We start from the raw sequence: 19,056 nt of genomic DNA on the forward strand, positions 1-19,056 counted from the left end.
TCTAGTCGTCCATGTCATCGAGAGCGTCAGCGACCGTGTTCCGGGACTCTTCCGGAAGCGTCCGCAGAATGCCCCAGAGTTTGTCCAGCGGACTCAGAGTGCGCCGATCCGCAACCATCCAGCCGGCCAGGGTCAGACGCTCGACGGGAGACAGCGCCTCCACCATCTCCAGTACGGCACCCAGGTCGACCTCGCGGTCGGAACCCCCCAATCCGCACCGCTTGCACTCCGTGACGAGCTGGTACTCGATCTCACCGTCGGAGAGGAGCACCTTGCGACGGGCCACGTTCAGCTGCGCCTGCTCGACGCCGTCTCCGTACTCTTCACCGACCGCGATCCCGCACGTGCGGCACAGGTAGTTGTCCCCCTGGAGGATCTTCGTGCGCTGCGCGGGAGTGAGGCTGTTCTTGTGCTTCGGGGCCTTCGCCTGGCCCGGGATCCACACGTCGGCTCCCCGCGTCACGAGCCGCTGCTCCTGCTGCTTCAGCTCAGCGTCTTCGCGACTCGTGTCGATGCGCCAGCCGTACTTCCGCAGGTCCCGGAGCCGCCTGTCGATCTGAGCCACCTCGGGAAAGGCCTCACGCAGCGCCGCCTTCGTGAAGATGTTCCCTTCCCCCACGACCGTCACCAGCCACAACGCGGCCCGAGCCATGCTTCCCAGCTTCTTGTCCTGCCAAGACGGCAGCGTCATCCATCGCCTCCGGTCACAAGTCGTGCGGCACGCAGACCGCATAAGAACGCACAAAGCACACAATTTGCCTCATGCGTGGTCTTGCGCCCCCCGTTTTCTCGGGCGGTTCCTCCAGTCGACACCAGGCGCCGAATAGAAGTCCAGTGTCAGAACACTTGCTCCAGAACTCGCAAGAACGCCAACTCCGGCCACCTGATGCACAATTGCTGCACCTGCAGACACGTCTCATCTCGGCCTCCGGAGGTCGGCATGCCCATGACACACACAGACTCCACAGCGCGAAGCTGGATTGACAAGGAATTCCGCAGCAACGTGCTGCCTGGCAGACAGGCTCTCGCCAAGGCTCTGCAGGAAGTGTGCCGCCACCTGTCTCCGGCCAAATCCACCAGGAATCGAATAACTCAGGCGAAAGCTGCAGAACACCTCCGATGCAGCGAAAGCGCCTTATCCAGGGCCCTCAGTGGGGAGTCGCTGCCTGGGCTTGCCCTAGTCGAGAGCTTCTACAAGCAGGCGTGCGCTGATGCTGGCAGCGAAGATGCCGTCGGCGTCAGTCTTGAGGAACTCAGGGCACTCCACAGCGAAGCGCGGGCTGAAAAGTGCCACAACTGCGTCGTCCTGGAGGCAAAGATCGACGATCTCGCCCAGCAGCTACGGGAGAGGGAGAGTGAGTGCTCAGCACTAAGGCAAGCGGTCGCCGAACTGAACATCCTCAGGCGCGAAGCGGCCGAACAGAAGGCTGTCGTAGCGAAATTGAAGGCGACCCGAGCCGGCTTGCAGGCACGCCTCGCCACTCGGGTGTCGTCAGCTCCGCTGCCGGTCCCCCGCCGAAAGGGGGACCGGCAGCGGAGGCAGAAAGACATGGCCGCCGCGCGGCTACTCGCACACCAGGCCGGAGAGCTGGACAGGGACCGAGGACCTGAAGCCGCATTGACCCTTGTGCGTCAGACCACCGAAGCACTCAGCCCTCCCGAGATGGCGACACTCCTCCTGCTGCTCCGCCAGCAACAGGACGACCGGCTGGCCGACAACGTGATCCATATCTACGGCCGGGACCAGAGCCACCGAGACGTTCTGCACGCAACCCTGGCGCTCCACGAGCATGGCGCCACAGAAGACGCCGGCGCCATGCTGCGTGCGGCATTGACATGACTGCCGGCGTCGCGCATTCGCTCCTTCCCTCTCCATGCAGGCAGAGGGCCCACACGAAGAGCACCTGACACCTAAGCGGCGCTCGTCTCAGCCTCGTAGTGCATCTGAGCTCGGTCCAGGAAGTCATCCGGGTCATGGCCGCGGGCGGCGGTCCAGTGGAGGAGGTCCGCGATCAACTCGATCGCGGACTCTTCGAGACCCCTTCTCCGGAGGGCAGACGCGTCGTGAGTCCCCTGATAGTTCTCCAAGGCTTCCGCCGCCCGTTCAACACGTCGACATCCCGGCGTGGCGCCGAGCGCAATCTCGCACCAGACGGCCTTGCCGACCGCTGTAAGCACCGTGCCCCAGTCCACGGCCAGCGAAGCGAGCAGGTGCAGGCCGCGGCCGCACTCGCGGTCACAGTCCGGCGCTCTGAGCGACGGACTCACGGGACTTTTGTCATGGACTTCAAGCCGCAGCCGCTCTCCCCTCCATTCGAGAATCAAGGTCGCGGAGGCACCCTCGCCGACATGTTTGACCACATTGGTGGCCAACTCCGTGACGAGCAACTCCGCTTCATCGACGGCGACAGGCATACCCCAGCGGGTCAGCTGCCTGACGGCAGCTCTGCGCAACAGGCGCACTTCCGCCGGCGCCGCCTCAAAAGGCAGGACGCAGCGGAGTCTCGCTTCAGTGACTTCGTAGCCGGGCATGGCCGACTCCTCCCTCCCAGGCCACGCACATGCCTGCGCCTGCCGTATCCGTACGGCTGCACTGCGTAGCGATCCGTGTCCGAGCATGGCATGGAGAAATCTCACTGTGTAACTTCTCACGAGAATCCATCGAGTGAATCTGATGGTGAGTCTGAGGCTTCGCTGCCTAGCCTGATGGGGATCTCCGGGCCCGCCAGCCCGATGCATGGCGAAGGAGTCGAATGCCTGAACGGACCACCACCCGCCGCCGCCAACTAGGCGCGATGATGCGTAAGTTGCGCGCCCGTAAGGGGCTCACGCTCGAGGAGGCCGGTCAGCTCGTCGGCGTATCCAAGGCAACAGTCAGCAGGTACGAAACCCAGTCCGGGCCGGTCAAGTGGATCATCATTGATGCCCTGTGCCGCGAGTACGGAGCAACCGAGGCCGAGCGCACGGCAATTGTCGGGCTCGCCAAGGACGCCAAGCAGCAAGGCTGGTGGAGCTCCTTCGCCGACGCCATCCCAGAGAGCATGAACCTGCTGCTCACGCTGGAAGACGAAGCTGTACGCGAGAGTCACTTCTCCTGCGTCTATGTCCCAGGCCTCCTGCAGACGCGTGCATACAGCACAGCACTGCAGCAGGCCAACGAAGTCCCTCTGCAACCAGCAGAGATCGAGCGCCTGGTCGACATCCGCATGAAGCGGCAGGAGATTCTCACGCGCGCGAAGCCGCTGCGCCTGTGGGCGATCCTCGACGAGTCCGTGATCCGCCGCGTCGTCGGGTCCCCTCAGATCATGAAGGAGCAGCTCGATCGGCTACTCGAAGCGAACGAGTCACCCCACATCACGCTCCAGGTGCTGCCCTTCTCTAAAGGAGCCCACGCCGCAGCTCTCGGAAGCTTCGTCATCATCGGCGGCAGCGAGCTGACCCTCGACGTGGTGTACGTCGACTTCCACACAGGCTCGCTCTTCCTGGAGAAGGACGAGGAACTGGACCGATACAGACTTGCGTTCGAGTACCTCCAGGCACAAGCGTTGGACATGGAGGCGTCCTCTTCCATGATCCATCGCGTCCGCAAGGAGCTATGAAGTGTCCACTGCCGCTCAAGCTGCCCGCCAGCCCGCCTGGTTCAAATCGTCGTACAGCGGCGGGAATGCGACTGAATGTGCGGAAACCGCTTTTGTTTCCTCCAGCGTGCTCGTGCGCGACTCCAAGTGGCCAGGGGGCGCATCTCTCACGTTCTCTGCCGAGGCATGGGGCGGGTTCATATCCAGAGTGGGGAATTATTTCCCCCTGAACTTCCGGAAAGAGAGCTAGATGTGGAGCGGCGGAGCTGGTGCTCAGTGAGTCCGGCCAGGCCTTTCTCGGTTTGGACGGTCTCTTCCACCCGCCATCTGGACCCGGCGGCCCGCAACAACTGGAGCAGTGGCACCGGCTGGTCCGAGAAGCAGCGGCAGTAGGCGAGTTCTCCAGTGCTGCGGCTGCGACGGATCGGCAGCTGGTGGTGGCCGACTGGGTCTCGGCGAGGTCGATGACAGCCCAGTCGTAAGAGCAGTGCCCCTGGCGTCGGCACCTTCGGACAGCTTCTGCAAGGTAGATCGCGACCTGAGAGTTTCCGATCCTCCCGGCGGCGCCGATGTACTGGCGCTGAACGCTGACGGTATGGATGCCTTTCGAGCAATGGTCAATACTTGTGGATCGGACAGCAATCAAGGCCACAGCATCTGCTTGGTCCACCCGTCGGGTGAAGGCAGGTAGACGAGCCGGGTGTGGCGGCGTTGCTTGTCGCCCTGCCAGAACTCCACCGACTCCGGGCGCACCGAGTACAGCGTCCAGCCTGGCGCCACGAGGTCCGGCTCGCTCTTGATCCGCGTGAGCGATTCCTTCACCTGCGCGTCCCTCTCGGCCAGATCCGCGAGCGGTTGCGATTGCCGGCCGAGCAGGGCTTCCGCCCGTGCCCCCTCACCACGGCCGAGGAAGTCCGCTGCGCACCGTTCAGGGGTCTCTCGCACAACCGGTCCGCGCACCCGGACCTGGCGGGCGAGCTGTGCCCAGTAGAAGGTCAACGCCGCATAGGGGCGGACAGCGAGGTCGCGGCCCTTGAGGCTGCTCGCGTCCGAGGCGAACTGCCAGCCCTCGGGGCTCACGTCCTTGAGGATGAGTACGCGGGCGGTCGGATCACCACTGGCGTCCGCCGTGGCCAGCGTCATGGCATGCGGCTCCTTCACCCCGGCGCTCAACGCCTTGAGCAACCACTCGATGAACAGCTCGGACGGCGTGTCCGGCGCAATCGACGGGTCGAACCCGGGAAGGTCGCCGGCGAAGACCTCAATGTCCCGCAGCGTCTGTCGCAGGTTGCCCGCACCGGTCACGTTCCACTCCCCCAGTCGTGATCACTCAAGTCGAACTGAACCTATCAACCTGCGTAATTCACAGGCTGATTGAGGCTGACCACGCCGCTGCAGTCCCAGGGCGTTCGACAAGGTGGCCGTTTTTGAAGCGGGCTCCAGCACGGACGGCCAGCGCCTTCCACAGGCCCATCGCGTCGTCGCCGACGACCAGTTCGGGATCGCGCATGCCGCGCCCGCGGCAGTCGCGCAGCAGGTCGGCCCACGACTCGGTCGACTCGCGCAGCCCCTCCGTCAGTGCGATCAGCGCTTTGGTACCGTCCAGCCGCACCGCTGATCAAACGTGCACCGACGTCGAGGGCAAGGCAATGGCCAGGCGGTGCGGCGTGAGCTGCGACGCCGCCGGATCCTGCCGGTGATCTCCCGCAAGGGCGCCCCCAACATAAGGGCCTGGGCAGACTCCGCCATGTCATCGAGCAGACCTTCACCCTGCTCCACCAGTTCAAGCGCCCGGCCCCGACGCCATGTTGGGGTGCGCCTGGGATGGCCGGTCCGAGGCCGGGGGTGTGGTTCATGTTCGGTGGATCGCGTACCCCAGATACGTCACCACCGGGCTGCCCTCAGGTTCGAGCACCATGTCGACCAGGTCCGGCAGCTGATCGTCGGTCAGCGTGCCGCGCCTGCGCCCGTGTGTCGCACGCACGAGGCTGCGTGCGTCGCGCGGCCTGAACGCCGAGACGTCCTTCGCGGACAGCCCCGCCTGGTCGAGGGCCGCGGCGAGCTCTGCCGGGCGGCGCAGCCGGTGTGCGGCGTAACGGCCTCGGGGCATGATCCGTGTGCCCGGGAAGGCTTGGAAGGCGCCGAGGTAGATGAGGCGAGACACCGGGGTGCGGTTCACCGTGTCGTAGACGAAGGCCCCGCCGGGGCGCAGCACGCGTGCCGCCTGTGCGAGGACCGCGTCGAGCCGTTCGGTGATCTCGAGGGTGTCGGCGCAGTACACGAGGTCGAAGGAGCCGTCCGGCAGGTCGAGTTCCTCTGCGGGTGTCGTCAGGTAGGTGATGCCCAGCCCGTCGTCCGCGTCCAGGGCGAGGGCCGTCGCGGCGGGGGACGGATCGGCGGCGACGACCTCGAACCCGAGCCGGGCGAGGCCGTAGGCCAGAAGGCCGCGCCCGCTGCCGACGACGAGCGCCCGGCTGCCGGCCGCCGGGAGGCTCAGCTCCGACAGCACGTGCCGCAGATACTCCAGCCGTACGGACTGGAAGGTCAGGGCCCGAATGTGGCGGCCGTCGACGGCCGCGGGCCCGGCCGAGTCGAGTTCAATGTGCGGGGCGGTGGGCATGCCAGGCTCCCTCGACGCTCCGGGTCAGGTTCCCTGAGGAACGTAACATCGACGCCCGGACGTGCTGCCCGGTGCACACGACGCGGCGCTCAGCCGCAGTAGCGGCTTGACCGCACCCAGAGGCTTTCGTCCACGATCCACGACCGCCTGCTCACGCACCATCGCCCCCGATGCCCCGACCACCCGCGAATGGTTTGAAAAGAGCTCCTGTGAGCCTTGAGCTGCGGCACCACACCGATGTCGAGCCGGTGCGACAGGCAATCGTGGACATCCATGTAGAGGTTCGCCAGAGAGACCTCGGCCTCACCGGCCCCTTCTACTCCGCCGAGCGCTTCAACGAGCGCCTGACAGGCCATAGTTCGGTGCCCGGCTGGGAAACGGTCATCGCCTACGACGGGACCGAGCCGGCCGGGTTTGCGTATGCCACCCCCCTCGGCCCCAGCACTCGCTGGTGGTCGGCCATGACCAGCCCTCTGCCCGACGGGTACACCGTCGAGACAGGCAAGCGCACGCTCGCGCTGAACGAGATCGTGGTCCGACGCCCGTGGCGCGGCACGGGCGTCGCACACCGCATCCACGAAGAACTCCTGGCGAGCAGGGGCGAAGAGCGGGGCACGCTCCTCGTCAACCCGAAGGCGGGAAGCGGCAAAGTACAGGCCGTTTACGAGCGGTGGGGCTACGAGAAAATCGGCGAGCAGCAGCCCTTCGCCGACTCGCCCGTGTTCGCGTCGATGATGCGCGAACCATTGCACCGGGGATGACCCTGGAATACGGGTCAGGCGCCTGCGGATCTCGGGGCAGCCTCCTGCCCCTCGTCAGACCCGGCCGGTGTTTGCGTGACGCCGGTGTTCTCGGCGTCCACTTCACCCTGCCTTTTGAGGGCGAGTTCCCTCGCCGTCTTTTCTGAGTGCAGCCTCATTTCTGCTTCTGTCCGGAGATCGAACATCGTTGCCTCCTTTGGGATTTGTTCTGCCGCGGTCGTTGCGGGAGTGTTGGAGTGTCAGGGTCTGCGTGCCGTCCGTCGCCCCGACCTGGGGCGAGGGGCAGTGGGGGATGAATGCCTGCGCGGCTGCGGTGAGCGCTGACTGACCGCAGCCGCGCTCGTGCGTGAGGGGGCGGTCGGTCAGGCTTCCTGAAAGGGGCACAGCGCTCGCGCATGGAGCGCTGAACGCGTCGCGACCGTAGGGCGCCGACGCTAGGAGCGCGAGTGAATCCGGTCCCGGAGTGACTGTGCCGACTGGTGTCCGGGTTCGTGTGGAATCCGTCGCCGCTGCATGGTCACTCCTTCCGAATTGGTTATCGCGAGCACCTCTTTGCCTGGACATTACCGTATGACCGAGGGTCCAGTCACGGTCAAGTTACCGTCGTACACGAGTAATTGACTCTGTGAACGATGCGTGAAGGGGGCGGCGCCATTCGCGTGCCCGTTGTGATCAGGAACGGGCGGAAAAGGAGGCGTTCGCGACAACTGCCGTGGCTGCCCGGAGCCGGAGGCCACACTGGCCGCCTAGACACGAGGGGGCGCCTGTGGGGACCGTGCGGATGACGTCCGGGGACGAGAGTCTGACGGGCGAGTTGGACGACTGGCTGCGTCGGGAGCCCGGGCTGCGTGGGCGGGTGCGCCGGGAGCAGTCGCCTACGCCGGGGACCTTGGGAGGCCTTCCCGAGTTGGTGATCGGGAGTGGTGTCTCGGGAGCCGCGGGGGCGCTTGCGACGGCGTTATCCCAGTCGCTGGCCGGCTGGCTGCGGTCCCGACGGGCCCGCCGCGCGGGATCGCCGGGCGCGACGACCCTGACGCTCACCGCGCAGGACGGACGCAGCCTGACACTGGACGCCCGGTCCCCGGTGGACGCGGCGGCGGTCGAGCTGTTCCTGCGGTCCGCCTTGGGCGGGACCGTGCCGGCGCCGGACGCCGCAACCGCGCCCACGCACCCGCCCGCCGCCCCGGTGGACGGCAACGGGAGCCTCTGACCGTGCGGCTGCCCGACCCCGCGCGATCGAACGCCGTGCTGATCGGTACGGGTACCTACCGGTCGCCCGACCTCCGGGACGTGCCCGCCGTCCGGGGCAATCTCGCCGACCTCGCGGCGGTCCTCAACGACCCCGTGTTCGGGTCGTTTTCGGCCGGGCGGTGCGCGGTGGTGCCGGACCCGGGCGACGCGCGGACGGCGTGCCGTGCGTTGCGGGACGCGGCTGACGCGGCCGAGGACACGCTCCTCGTGTACTTCGCCGGTCACGGGCTGCTCGGTGCACGGGGCGAGCTGTTCCTGGCGATGGCGGACACCGATCCGGCGGAACTGCGGGTGAGCGGGCTGGAGTACGACGTACTGCGGGAGGTGGTGTCGGAGTGCGGTGCGGACAACCGGATCGTGATTCTCGACTGCTGCTTCAGCGGACGGGCCGTTCCCGCTCTGGGAACGGTGCTCAGCCAGACGGCGATCGAGGGGACGTACGTGCTCGCCTCGGCCCCGCCGAACGGGGTCGCCCTCGCGCCGGACGGGGCGGCACACACCGCGTTCACCGGCGAGCTGATCGCGCTCCTGCGCAACGGTGTGCCCGGTGGGCCGGAGTTGCTGGGCCTGGGCGAGATCTATCGCAGGCTGCTGCGGGCGGCTCTGCTGCGCGGGCTTCCCCGACCGGAGTGCAGCGGCACGGGAACGGTGGATCTGCTGGCGCTGGCCCGAAATGCCGCCTCAGGCCCGACGGTTGTGGAGGTCGCCCCGGATGTCCCCCCGGATGTCCCCCTGGAAGCCCCGCGCACTCCGGAGGTCCCGGAAAGTCCCAGCCCCAGCCCCAGCCCGAGCCCCAGCCCCAGCCCCAGCCCCACAGCATCGGAGGCCGTCCTGTCAGGGGCGCCCGGGGCGACCGGGGCAACCGGGACCTCCGAGACAGTGGTCCTCGTACCGCCCGGCGCCCCGGGCACCACGTCGCCCGGCCCTACCCCCGTGGGGCGCTCGCGGCGCCGGACTCTGGCGTCCATGGCCGCGGTCGCCGTGACCGGCGGTGGCGTCGGCATCGGCATCACGGCGTGGAAGGTCCTGGACCGGACGGGGGGTGGCGGCGGCAGCCACGCCGGTGGCGCGGCCTCGGCCGGTACGCCGTCCGTCGGCGTGAAGGGCGCGACCACGACGGTCACCGCCACCTCCAGCACGACCGCCACCGCCACCGACACCGACGATGCGAAGAGTGGCGAAGGCGGCGGCGGCGCCGGCGATCCCTCCGCGGACGGGTCCACCTCGGAGGACGACGTTCCCTCCGAGGGCGCCACCACCGTGCAGAAAGACGCCCTCACCTGGAAAGTGATCGCCGATGCGGCGGACATCCCGGTCGGCGGCGGTCTGGTCGTCGCGGCGGAGAAGGTCGTGGTCACCCAGCCCCAACGAGGCGCGTTCCGGGCGTTCACCGCCGTCTGCACGCACCAGGGTTGCACGGTGAACGCGATCAGCAATGGGGAGATCCGGTGCCCCTGCCACGGGAGCGCCTTCGACATCACGGACGGCTCGGTGCAGCTCGGCCCGGCCACCGGACCGCTGGCCGCCCGCCCGATACGGATCCGTGGAGACAGCGTCGAGATCGCGGCGGACGCGGACGCCTGAGGAGCGCCCGTGCCGACCTGAGCAGATGAGAGGCTCCCCGCGAACTCCGGACCCCGAACTCCGAACTCCGACCTCCGACTTCCAGCCCTGACGCGCGTTCGCAGCTCCCTCTCCTGCCTGGGCACACCCGCCCGCCCGGCGTCAGGAGCTCGTCAGGATGACAAGTCGCTGGGTCGCTCGGGTCATCGCGACATAGCGGTCGACCGCTCCTTCGACGCCCGTTCCGAAGGTCTCCGGGTCGACGAGGACGACCAGGTCGAACTCGAGGCCCTTCGACAGTTCCGGGGTCAGGGAGCGGACGCGGGACGTCGTACGGAAGGTGGGGTCGCCGATGACGCAGGCGATTCCGTCGGCGTGGGCGGCGAGCCAGGTGTCGAGGATCGAGGTCAGGTCCGACGTGGGTCCGTGGACGACGGGGACGCCGCCGCTGCGGATGGAGGTCGGCACGTTGGCGTCGGGGAGCGCGGCGCGGATGACCGGCTCCGCTTCCGTCATGATCTCCTCCGGCGTCCGGTAGTTGATGCTCAGGGAGGCCAGGTTGATGCGGTCGAAGCCGAGCCGTTCGAGGCGTTCCTGCCATGACTCCGTGAAGCCGTGCCTGGCCTGGGCGCGGTCTCCGACGATGGTGAAGCTCCGGGACGGGCAGCGCAGCAGCAGCATCTGCCATTCCGCGTCGGTCAGTTCCTGGGCCTCGTCCACGACGACGTGCGCGAACGGGCCGGCGAGCAAGTCCGGGTCGACGATGGTCAGTTCGGACTCGTCGACCAGGCTGACCTGGGCGTCCTCGCCGCGCAGCATCCTCACCAGGCCTTCGCCGTCGTCACCGTCGGCGCCGGAGTTGGCCACCGCCTCGATCAGGTTGTCGACGACCTGCGCCATGCGCTCGCGCTGGCCGGCGATGACGGCCTGCTGACGGCGCCTGCGTCGCGCCGCCTCCGGGTCGCCGAGCCGCTGCCGTGCCGCGTCCAGGAGCGGCAGGTCGGACACCGTCCAGGCCTGCGGGTCCGCACGCTGCAACTTCTGGACGTCGTCCCGGCTGAGCCAGGGAGCGCACATCCGCAGATACGCGGGAACCGTCCACAGGTCTCCGACCAGGTCGGCCGCTTCGAGCAGCGGCCACGCGCGGTTGAAGGCCGTGAGCAACTCCCTGTTCCGCAGCAGCGACTTGCGGAGCTGGGCGGGCGGGACGTCCTCGCCGTCGTGCTTGTCGACGAGGATCGTGAGCAGTTCCTCCCAGACCTGCTCGCGCGCCTCGTTGTGCGGGGTACCGGGTTCTGCCGCGTCGAACGCCACGGCCCAGTCGTCGGCGCTCAGCGAGATGTCGGACCAGTGGGTGGTGACCGTCATGCCCTTGGCGGGCGGGTCCTCGTAGAACCGGACGGCCTTCTCGATCGCGTTCACCAGGTCCGCGGACGACTTCAGGCGGGCCACGTCCGGGTCGGTCTCGGTGGCCGCCGCGGCTCCCTCGGTGACGAGGTCCCGCAGGGTGCAGGTCTGCACGCCCTCCTCTCCGAGGCTGGGGAGGACGTCGGCGACGTAGCCCAGGTAGGGCTGGTGCGGACCGACGAACAGCACGCCGCCCCGGCGGTGACCGAGGCGGGGGTCGGAGTAGAGGAGGTAGGCGGAGCGGTGCAGGGCGACGACGGTCTTGCCCGTGCCCGGGCCGCCGTCGACGACGAGAGCGCCGCGGGATCCCGCGCGGATGATGGCGTCCTGGTCGGCCTGGATGGTGCCGAGCACGTCCCGCATCCGGGGCGAGCGGTTGCTGCCCAGGCTGGCGATGAAGGCGGACTGGTCGTCGAGTGCGGCGTGCCCGGCGAATCCGTCCGAGGTGAACACCTCGTCCCAGTAGTCGCTGATCCGGCCGCGGGTCCAGCGGTACCTGCGGCGGCTGGCCAGGCCCATCGGGTTGGCGTGGGTGGCTCCGAAGAACGGCTCGGCCGCGGGGGAACGCCAGTCGAGCAGCAGCCGACGGCCCGTGCTGTCGGTGAGACCGAGCCGTCCGACGTACACGGGCTCGGAGCTGTCCGCGCCGACCATGTGTCCGAGGCACAGGTCCAGGCCGAAGCGGCGCAGGGTGCGCAGGCGACTGGTCAGACGGTGGATCTCCGTGTCCCGGTCCATCGCCTGCCGGCCCATTCCGCCAGGTGCCCTGCGTTCGGCGTCGAGGCTGGCGGTCAGCTCGGCGATCGACTCTTCGAGGCACTCCGCGATGGCCGCGAAGTGCTGCTCGTCGTCGGCGATCAGCGTGGGGTCGGCCTTGGGGGCGAGGCGGTCGGGAAGGTCGAACGCGCTGGTGGTCAGGGGGTTCACGTAGTCGCTCCGGTAGTCCGATATGAGGTCGCTTGCGGCCGTCGCGCGCGGCACGGCATCCGGGCCCGGTGTGCCGAACCTGGGGTGTCAGGTGCCGGCTGGACGATCCCGGGTGGGTCACGCGGGCACGGGCGGCTCTTCCCGGCTGATCGCGTCGAGCAGCTTCGCGGCCACCGTCGCCCCGTCGGTGCGGACGGTGGCCGCCACGGTGGTCGCTCGTGCGTGGGTGTCAGGGGTCAGGGCCGTACTGAGCGCGGCGGACAGGGAGTCGAAGGTCGGAGTCGGGCCGTCGTGGGCCACGCCGATGCCCAGGTCGGCGACCCGGCCGGCCCAGTAGGGCTGGTCCACTCCCTGGGGCACCACCACCTGGGGTGCGCCGGCCCGGGTGGCCGTCGTCGTCGTGCCCGCGCCGCCGTGGTGCACGACGGCGGCCACCCGGCCGAACAGTACCTGCTGGTTGACCTCGCCGACGGCGAAGCAGTCGTCCTGCTCGTCGATCAGGGCCAGGTCCGCCCAGCCGCGGCCGACGAGGACACGGCGGCCCTGCGCGCGGACCGCCTCCACGGCCACCTGGGCGACGTCCGCCGAAGCGTGCATGGGCATGCTGCCGAAGCCCACGTACACCGGCGGTTCGCCGGCCTCCAGGAAAGCGGCCAGCTCGGCCGGGAGCGGACGTTCGTCGGGCAGGAACCACGCGCCGGTCTGTACGACGTCGAGGCCAGGCGTCTCCTGCCACGGGTCCAGGACCGGGTCCGTCGCCAGCCACGGATGGTCACCGAAGGCGTAGGCGCGGACGTCGTCCACCGGGGGCAGGCCGATCGACGCCCGGTTGGTGTTGAGCGCCTCACCGAACAACGCGTTGATGTTCTCGGCGTCCAGGTTCCACAGCTCCCGGTTGTCCGTCACGTCCGGTGGGAAGGGGCGGCCCGGGTACGCCAGCGGTCGGCGACGCGGTGACGGCAGGGTGAGCTGCTGCAAGGTCGCGCACACGGAGGGGATGCCCAGTTTCTCGGCCACCGACCGCGCACCGGCCACCGCCGGCAGGACGCCGGCCACCGCCACCAGCACGTCACAGCCCTCGGCCGCCGCGATGACCGCGTCCAGCTGGCCGGCGATGATCTCGGCCGCGCGCCGGGGCAGGTCCACCTGTGACGGCCGCGTCGCCGTCTTCGCCAGCATGCGCACCGACGGGCCGAAGGGCACCAGCGGCACTCCGACGCCGGCCAGCCGCCGCGCGAAGTCCTCGTCCGGCGGCGCGCACACCCGCACCTTGCGCCGAGTTCCCGCAACCGCACCGCGAGTCCCACCACCGGTTCGACGTCCCCGCGCGATCCATACGTCGACAACAACACCCGCACTTCGCAACCCCCGTTTTCCGCAGATTCTGGCCTCGGCCGGAGATTCTGCGGCACGACGGGGGGCTTGCCGCAAGCCCCCCGGTGCGCTATACGTTGAGAGTGGCAAGGAGTGGGTGACCGGTTGGTGACCTCCTTGCCTTCGCTGTTTCCTCTCCCTGCTTCCCCAGCCGTTCCCCTCGGCCGCTGTCCTTTTCTCCTTCTTTCTCGCGCGATTTCTTATTCCCGCGATGCTGCGTCACTTGTTGCGGTAGGGGCCCCAGGGGTCCGCCCTGCGTGCGAGGGTTCGGGCGCGACGGCGTACGTCCGGAGGCAGGTGTCGGAGTACCGTGCCGGCCGCTCGGCGGACTCGGGGGGACGCCGTCGTGCCGAGGAGGATGCGGTCGCGGACCGTGGCGTCGCCCGGTTGCCCCACGGTCAGGCGGAGTTGACCGGTCTGGCCGAACCAGGTGGGCACGACGAGCCGGGGCGGGGTGCCGACACCGACAGCGGCGAGACCGGCACGGTGACCGTCCGGAACGACGCGGGCCCTGCGGCCCACGCCGAGGAGCTGGCCGCTCGCCCACACCTCGTGCGTGCCGGGTTCCATCGGGGCTCCGCCGGCCAGGGTGAGCGGGTCGATGACCGTCTCGCCGGTGAGGACCACGCGGTGGCGGCCGCCGCCGAGGGGTTCGGTGCGCGGGGTGAGGTCGGCGTCCGGGTACCACCACAGGTCGCGGGCGGTGTCGTGGAGGAGGAGTTCTCCGTGGGCGTGGCCGAGGGGGTGCGCGGCCTCCCAGTCCTCGGCGCCCTTGATGCCGGCCAGCAGGTCGGGGTCGAGAAGCATGCGGCCGTAGCGTTCGACGAGGGTGAGGGGGCGGCCGTCGGGTCGGCGCATGCCGATCGTGGTCGTCACGTGGAGTCTGCCGGCGCGCCAGCGGATGTCGTCGACGGTGAGCTCGGGTCTGATCCCCTGGGTGCGGCGGGCGAGTTCCACGAGGGAGTCCAGGTGGCCCTCCTCCAGCAGGTGCGCTCTGAGCCGGGTGATGCCCGGGAGGCCGTCGCGTACGCCGGGCGGGTAGGCGTCGAGGGCCATGCGGCGTACGACGGTGAAGTGGCGTTCGAGGTTCTTGCCGGTGCGTTTGAGGGCGCGGGACTCGCCGACCGGGCGGAGGAGTTCGACGCGGTAGGAGCGGCGTAACAGGTGGTCCTGGAGCGGGCCGGGTGGGGTGTCCTGCTTGATGGCCTCCACGACCGTGCGCAGGTGTGCGTAGTAGTCCTCGGGCGTGACCACCCGGCTGCTGGTGTTGCCGCCGTCGTCCCGGCGTTGCCATACGTAGCAGGGGTGGTCGGCGAGGATCGAGACCTTCTTGGCGCGCAGGTAGGCGCGGGCCATGAAGAGCTGGTCCTCCAGGCGCACCGGGCCCTCGGGGAAGGCGAGGTCGTGGGTGAGAAGGAAGTCGCGGCGGAACATCTTGTGCGGGGTGAGGCTCTCCATCAGGGGCGCGGTCTCGACGGTGCAGTGGTCGACGGTGCGTTTGAAGACGTTGCTGGGTCCCGCCATGGTGCCGACGACCTTGCCCAGGACGATGTCGGAGCCGTTGCGGTGGGCGAGGCGGTGGAGGTGTTCGAGTGCCTGGGGGGTGAGCTCGTCGTCCTGGTCGACGAACTGGACGTACTCGCCGCGGGCCAGTCGGACACCGACGTTGCGGGGCTTGCCGGGCCAGCCGGAGTTCTCCTGGCGGACCACGCGTACGTGCGGGTGCCGGGACGCCAGCTGGTCGAGGCGGTCGGCGGAGTCGTCGGTCGAGCCGTCGTCGACGTAGATGATCTCGTACGCGTCTCGGCCGAGGCTCTGGTTGACGAGCGATGGTGAGCAGAGATCGATGTACTGACCGGCGTTGTACACGGGCACCACGATGCTGACCTTGAGCGTCAACGCTCCCCCTAAGAGACCAAGTCACCTGTCGTTCTGTTCTCGTTCTACGGACGTTCAGGTACTGGCAAAGGTTGTCCCGAGGAGAACATGTTCAGGCGAATTCGTTCAGGTATGGCGTGATCGCCCCATCATCCGCGATCACTCCTGATCATCCGCGGCGCCACTCCGGCCCTGCCCTTTCAGGTGACGGGTTCGGCCCGGCGAAGGGCGCGGAAGACCGCGGGTGTGGCCCAGCCGCGCAGGGCAGCGTGAATCGTGGATCGGAACGCGGCCTCGGCCGTGGGTGCGTCCAGAGCCCCGGCGAGTTCGAGCGTCACAAGCCCGTGCAGGGTGACCCACAGCGAGAGCGCGATCGACGTCGTCTCACCGGCGAGGAGTGAGCCCGCCACGGCCCGGTCGATCGCCTCGATGAGCGGCCGGATGGGGTCACGGGAGCCGACCGCGCCCGACGGATCGAAGGATTGCGCTCCTCCGAACAGCACCGTGTACAGGTGGCTGTGTCCGCACCCCCATCGCCGATAGGCGACCGCCAGGGCATGGAGGTCGGCGAGGGGGTCCTCGGAGGTCGGCACAGCCGACACCTCCTCGAACAGGCCGGAGACAGCCCGGTCGCGCACCGCTGCGATCAGTCCGTCCTTGCCGCCGAACAGGGAGTAGACCGCCGTCGTCGACGTGCCGGCGGCAGCCGCCACGGCGCGAACGGTGACCGATTCTCGCGGCCCGTTGGCGAGCATCTCGGTCGCGCACGCCACCAGCCGCTCTTTGACCGCCTCGTCGTTCGTCCTCGGTCTCCCCATGACGAGAAGCCTACCGCCTCTGATAACGTCGTTTTGAAACAACGTTCTGAAACGTGGGGGCCCTTCATGTCCACCTTCGCCGTACGACTTGTCCGCTTGAGCGGACGCTTACTGCTGGCGCTGACTGCCGTCGCGTCGCTGGTTGTTGTCTTTCTCGCGTTGATCGTCCTCACGGACGGGGCCGGCTCGGGACTCGCCGCTTGGCTGACGACTCTCGGAGTCGCTTCCGCCGCCGCGCTGTGGCGGAGCCGGCGTCGTACCCGGGCGGCGCGACTCGTGCCGTTCCTGCCGGTGGTCGTCGCGGCGGGGTTGACGGCGACGGTCTGCGTCCCGACCGTGCCCACGGCCCGGCAGTACCCGCCCGCCCTGCCCTTCGTGGCCACCCAGCACTGGAGCCTGACCACCGGCAGCAGGGTCGCGGTCTATCACTACCCGCCCGCAGACCCGGGCGCCCGACACCCGATTCCGCTGGTGTACCTCAACGGGGGACCAGTGCGCGGCATATCGGTTCTCGACCACCGATTCCTGCAACTCCTGGCACGCCAGGGCCACGAGGTCTACGCCTACGAACAGGCCGGCGGCGGACGCAGCGACCTGCTCCCCATGGACCAGTACACGATCTCCAGATCGGTCCGTGACCTCAACGCCTTCATCCACCGTGTGAGCAGGAGCAAGGGCAACAGCACGGGCAAGGTCGACGTCCTCGGCTTCTCGTCAGGCGCGGTCGTGCTCACCCGGGCCCTGGCCGACCCCTCCGTCACCGCACAGCCGCACCGGGCGATCATCGCCGAGCCCGGCCCGATGGACGGCCCCACAGCGAGGATCACCGAGCCCAAGGGACGTCCGTCCGCACGCGGCCTCGCACCGGCGATGAGCGGACCGCGGTCAACGCACATGCCCCGGTACGCCACGGCATTCGGCCTCATGCGACTCGGACTGCTCAGCCCCGACACCCGACTGATCGGTCAGGCTGAGGGTGCCAATGCCTTCACCGCCGCCGATCTCGGCAGCGACACCGCATCCGCGTACTGCGCGCGCGACGCGCATCGCATTCCGTCCGAAGACACGCCACGAAACTTCTCCTTCAGTCCCGCCGCCAGCCTGCGCATCCAGCAGACGGTGAAGGACTCCCCCTCCATCGCCCCGCACCTGAGGCGCTCGAAGACGCCCGCCATGCTGATGATCGCCGAGTGCTCCTCCCAGGTTCGTCCCTGGGCGACGACCGTCCTCGCCAATGACCCCGCCATCCAGCGCACGCAGTACATGCGCGGCGTCGGGCATCACATGTGGAACGGACTGGACGACAACAACGACCGGGCCGCCGCCGTCGTCACCGCGTTTCTCCGAGGCGAGCCGGCACCTCTGGCGAACCACCCCACTCGCGAGGAGATCCCCGACTTCCTGCGTGAGCGCAAGTGACGCCACCGCAACCCGCGTTCCGCCCGGTCAGCTGGGCGTCGTGCCCGCATGCCGGCTACGGCCGGCCGTGGTCCGTGAGTGCGGCCGCGGTGGCGCGTACGAAGGCCTGCGGGTTGTCGAGCATGATGTTGTGCCCGCAGTCCGGGACCGAGACCACGGACACCCCGGCCTCGGTGAGCGCGTCGGTGCCGGGGAGCGGACCGTCGGCCTCGGGCAGCAGGTAGGTGCGGGGGATCTTCAGGTCCAGCAGGAGTTCGCGCATGGTGGGATCGGTCCCGCGGATGAGATGGGTGGCGGTCCGATGGAGGGCTTCCCGACCGGCCAGGCGCATCGTGGACCACCAGTGGGGGCCGACCCGGTCGCGGACCTCTTCCCAGCCGCCTGCCAGGAACTCCTGTTCGGAGTAGGCGGCGATGCCGCTGCTGCCGCTGGAGCCGGGCGTGCGCGGGAGCGGGTCGAGGTTGGCGTCGACCAGGACGAGGCGGGAGACCAGGTGGGGGTGACGGGCGGCCAGGACGATCGCCACGGAGCCGCCCATACTGTGCGCGATCAGCTCGGCGCCGGTGACACCCGCGGAGGTCAGGGCCACGGCGAGGGCGTCGGCGTGCGATTCCAGGGTGTAGTCAAAGCCCGTCGGCCGGTCGCTGATGCCATGTCCGAGCAAGTCGATCAGCAGCGAACGTCGGCCGGCCAGCAGGGGATGGACCGCGACTTCGGCGAAGTAGGCGGGCGAAGTCGCACCAAGACCATGCACGTAGACGCGGGACGGCTCGTGTCCCGGCAGCTCCACCCAGCGAATCTGGTCACCGTCGGACGTGGCGGTGGCGGTACGCACAGTCTGCTCCCCTGTAGTCAGGATCGGTGGTGGGACGAGAGTAACCACGGAGATCGGCACGTCACCGCCGGGCCCAGGCGTAGGCGTAGGCGTAGGCGTAGGCGTAGGCCGGCAATCCCCAACTGCCCGCGGAGGGAACTTGGGAGGGAACTTGACAGGCCTGGGCTCAGGTTCGATGCGGCGGCCCACCTGGGCGTTAGCCTCGGGGTTCGGTATTCGGCCGGTTGTGCAGGTGATCAGGAGGCAGGCATGGCGAAGGTTCCCAGCGCGGTGGTCGCGGCGGGTGGGATCGTCGGCGGGTACGGCGTGGCCCGGTGGACCAGGAAGCGGCAGCTGGGCGGGGTCGTGCTGGTCGCCGCCGGGGCCGCGGCCGCGCGGCAGTGGCGGGAACAGGCGGGCGGGAAGGCCGCGGGCGCGCTGACGGCGGCGTACGTCGCCGCCTTCGCCGGGTCCCACCCCCTGGCCAAGAAGGTGGGCCCCTGGCCTGCCGTCTTCGGGGTGGCGGGCGCGGTGGCCCTGGCGTCGTGGGCGGTCGCCGACCGGAACGGCTGAGCCACGGCGACGCGACGTGGCCTCGGCGTCCTCGACCTCCACGCCGAGGTCGGGGGCGACGGGGGCGGTGCGT

16 protein-coding genes and 3 pseudogenes are annotated in these 19,056 nt (G+C 69.0%); 8 read left to right on the plus strand and 11 right to left on the minus strand.

Annotated features, from left to right (window positions below):
• Nucleotide 1: 1 nt before the first annotated feature.
• Nucleotides 2–691, minus strand: coding sequence for a hypothetical protein (locus OHA64_RS18550; protein ID WP_405614363.1), 690 nt, complete (start codon nt 689–691; stop codon nt 2–4).
• A 255-nt stretch (nt 692–946) separates the two neighbouring features.
• On the opposite strand from OHA64_RS18550, the gene OHA64_RS18555 reads away from it, so the two are divergent.
• Nucleotides 947–1,840 carry a hypothetical protein gene (locus OHA64_RS18555; RefSeq protein ID WP_405614365.1) on the plus strand — a complete coding sequence of 298 codons (894 nt, stop codon included), beginning with the start codon at nt 947–949 and terminating at the stop codon, nt 1,838–1,840.
• 71 nt (nt 1,841–1,911) lie between these two features.
• On the opposite strand, the gene OHA64_RS18560 is transcribed toward OHA64_RS18555, so the two are convergent.
• Nucleotides 1,912–2,532 (minus strand): ATP-binding protein, encoded by a 621-nt coding sequence (locus tag OHA64_RS18560; protein WP_405614367.1) that lies wholly within the window; start codon nt 2,530–2,532, stop codon nt 1,912–1,914.
• A gap of 221 nt (nt 2,533–2,753) precedes the next feature.
• On the opposite strand from OHA64_RS18560, the gene OHA64_RS18565 reads away from it, so the two are divergent.
• Together OHA64_RS18565 and OHA64_RS18570 are read left to right on the plus strand one after the other, a co-directional pair.
• Nucleotides 2,754–3,599: a helix-turn-helix domain-containing protein gene (locus OHA64_RS18565; protein ID WP_405614369.1), complete on the plus strand. Its 846-nt coding sequence runs from the start codon at nt 2,754–2,756 to the stop codon at nt 3,597–3,599.
• A gap of 1 nt (nt 3,600) precedes the next feature.
• Nucleotides 3,601–3,828 carry a DUF397 domain-containing protein gene (locus tag OHA64_RS18570; RefSeq protein WP_405614371.1) on the plus strand — a complete coding sequence of 76 codons (228 nt, stop codon included), beginning with the start codon at nt 3,601–3,603 and terminating at the stop codon, nt 3,826–3,828.
• Here OHA64_RS18570 and OHA64_RS18575 read toward each other — a convergent pair.
• The 4 genes and pseudogenes from OHA64_RS18575 to OHA64_RS18590 all read right to left on the minus strand — a co-directional run.
• A pseudogene (locus tag OHA64_RS18575) lies at nt 3,821–4,112 on the minus strand (IS701 family transposase); the annotation flags it as partial. The gene OHA64_RS18570 and the pseudogene OHA64_RS18575 overlap by 8 nt on opposite strands.
• 108 nt (nt 4,113–4,220) lie before the next feature.
• On the minus strand, nt 4,221–4,883 hold the full coding sequence (locus tag OHA64_RS18580; RefSeq protein WP_405614373.1) for a pyridoxal 5'-phosphate synthase: 663 nt from the start codon (nt 4,881–4,883) through the stop codon (nt 4,221–4,223).
• 148 nt (nt 4,884–5,031) lie between these two features.
• Nucleotides 5,032–5,190, minus strand: a pseudogene (locus OHA64_RS18585) (transposase); the annotation flags it as partial.
• 240 nt (nt 5,191–5,430) lie between these two features.
• Nucleotides 5,431–6,198, minus strand: coding sequence for a methyltransferase domain-containing protein (locus OHA64_RS18590; RefSeq protein WP_405614375.1), 768 nt, complete (start codon nt 6,196–6,198; stop codon nt 5,431–5,433).
• 209 nt (nt 6,199–6,407) lie between these two features.
• Here OHA64_RS18590 and OHA64_RS18595 point away from each other — a divergent pair, with 209 nt between their 5' ends.
• From OHA64_RS18595 to OHA64_RS18605, 3 genes are all read left to right on the plus strand, one after another.
• The gene (locus OHA64_RS18595) at nt 6,408–6,959 is read left to right on the plus strand and encodes a GNAT family N-acetyltransferase (RefSeq protein ID WP_405614377.1); all 552 of its coding nucleotides are present in this window, start codon (nt 6,408–6,410) and stop codon (nt 6,957–6,959) included.
• A gap of 781 nt (nt 6,960–7,740) precedes the next feature.
• Complete coding sequence (locus OHA64_RS18600) at nt 7,741–8,169, plus strand: hypothetical protein (protein ID WP_405614379.1); 429 nt, start codon at nt 7,741–7,743, stop codon at nt 8,167–8,169.
• Nucleotides 8,170–8,171: 2 nt separating this feature from the next.
• Nucleotides 8,172–9,794 carry a Rieske 2Fe-2S domain-containing protein gene (locus tag OHA64_RS18605; RefSeq protein ID WP_405614381.1) on the plus strand — a complete coding sequence of 541 codons (1,623 nt, stop codon included), beginning with the start codon at nt 8,172–8,174 and terminating at the stop codon, nt 9,792–9,794.
• A 141-nt stretch (nt 9,795–9,935) separates the two neighbouring features.
• Here the strand turns inward: OHA64_RS18605 and helR are convergent, their stop codons facing one another.
• From helR to OHA64_RS18625, 4 genes and pseudogenes are all read right to left on the minus strand, one after another.
• On the minus strand, nt 9,936–12,107 hold the full coding sequence (gene helR, locus OHA64_RS18610) for an RNA polymerase recycling motor ATPase HelR (protein WP_405614383.1): 2,172 nt from the start codon (nt 12,105–12,107) through the stop codon (nt 9,936–9,938).
• Nucleotides 12,108–12,224: 117 nt separating this feature from the next.
• A pseudogene (locus OHA64_RS18615) lies at nt 12,225–13,465 on the minus strand (glycosyltransferase).
• A 235-nt stretch (nt 13,466–13,700) separates the two neighbouring features.
• The gene (locus OHA64_RS18620) at nt 13,701–15,380 is read right to left on the minus strand and encodes a glycosyltransferase (protein WP_405614385.1); all 1,680 of its coding nucleotides are present in this window, start codon (nt 15,378–15,380) and stop codon (nt 13,701–13,703) included.
• Nucleotides 15,381–15,559: 179 nt separating this feature from the next.
• A complete protein-coding gene (locus tag OHA64_RS18625) occupies nt 15,560–16,177 on the minus strand; it encodes a TetR/AcrR family transcriptional regulator (RefSeq protein WP_405614387.1) in 618 nt (205 codons plus the stop codon).
• 96 nt (nt 16,178–16,273) lie between these two features.
• Here OHA64_RS18625 and OHA64_RS18630 point away from each other — a divergent pair, with 96 nt between their 5' ends.
• Nucleotides 16,274–17,596 carry an alpha/beta hydrolase gene (locus OHA64_RS18630; protein WP_405614389.1) on the plus strand — a complete coding sequence of 441 codons (1,323 nt, stop codon included), beginning with the start codon at nt 16,274–16,276 and terminating at the stop codon, nt 17,594–17,596.
• Nucleotides 17,597–17,651: 55 nt separating this feature from the next.
• On the opposite strand, the gene OHA64_RS18635 is transcribed toward OHA64_RS18630, so the two are convergent.
• A complete protein-coding gene (locus tag OHA64_RS18635; protein ID WP_405614391.1) occupies nt 17,652–18,431 on the minus strand; it encodes an alpha/beta fold hydrolase in 780 nt (259 codons plus the stop codon).
• 249 nt (nt 18,432–18,680) lie between these two features.
• Between OHA64_RS18635 and OHA64_RS18640 the strand changes: the two genes are divergently transcribed.
• Nucleotides 18,681–18,983, plus strand: a complete 303-nt coding sequence (locus OHA64_RS18640; protein WP_405614393.1) for a hypothetical protein — start codon at nt 18,681–18,683, stop codon at nt 18,981–18,983.
• Nucleotides 18,984–19,056: the final 73 nt, after the last annotated feature.

It is taken from the genome of Streptomyces sp. NBC_00076, assembly GCF_045041235.1.
GTDB lineage: Bacteria > Actinomycetota > Actinomycetes > Streptomycetales > Streptomycetaceae > Streptomyces.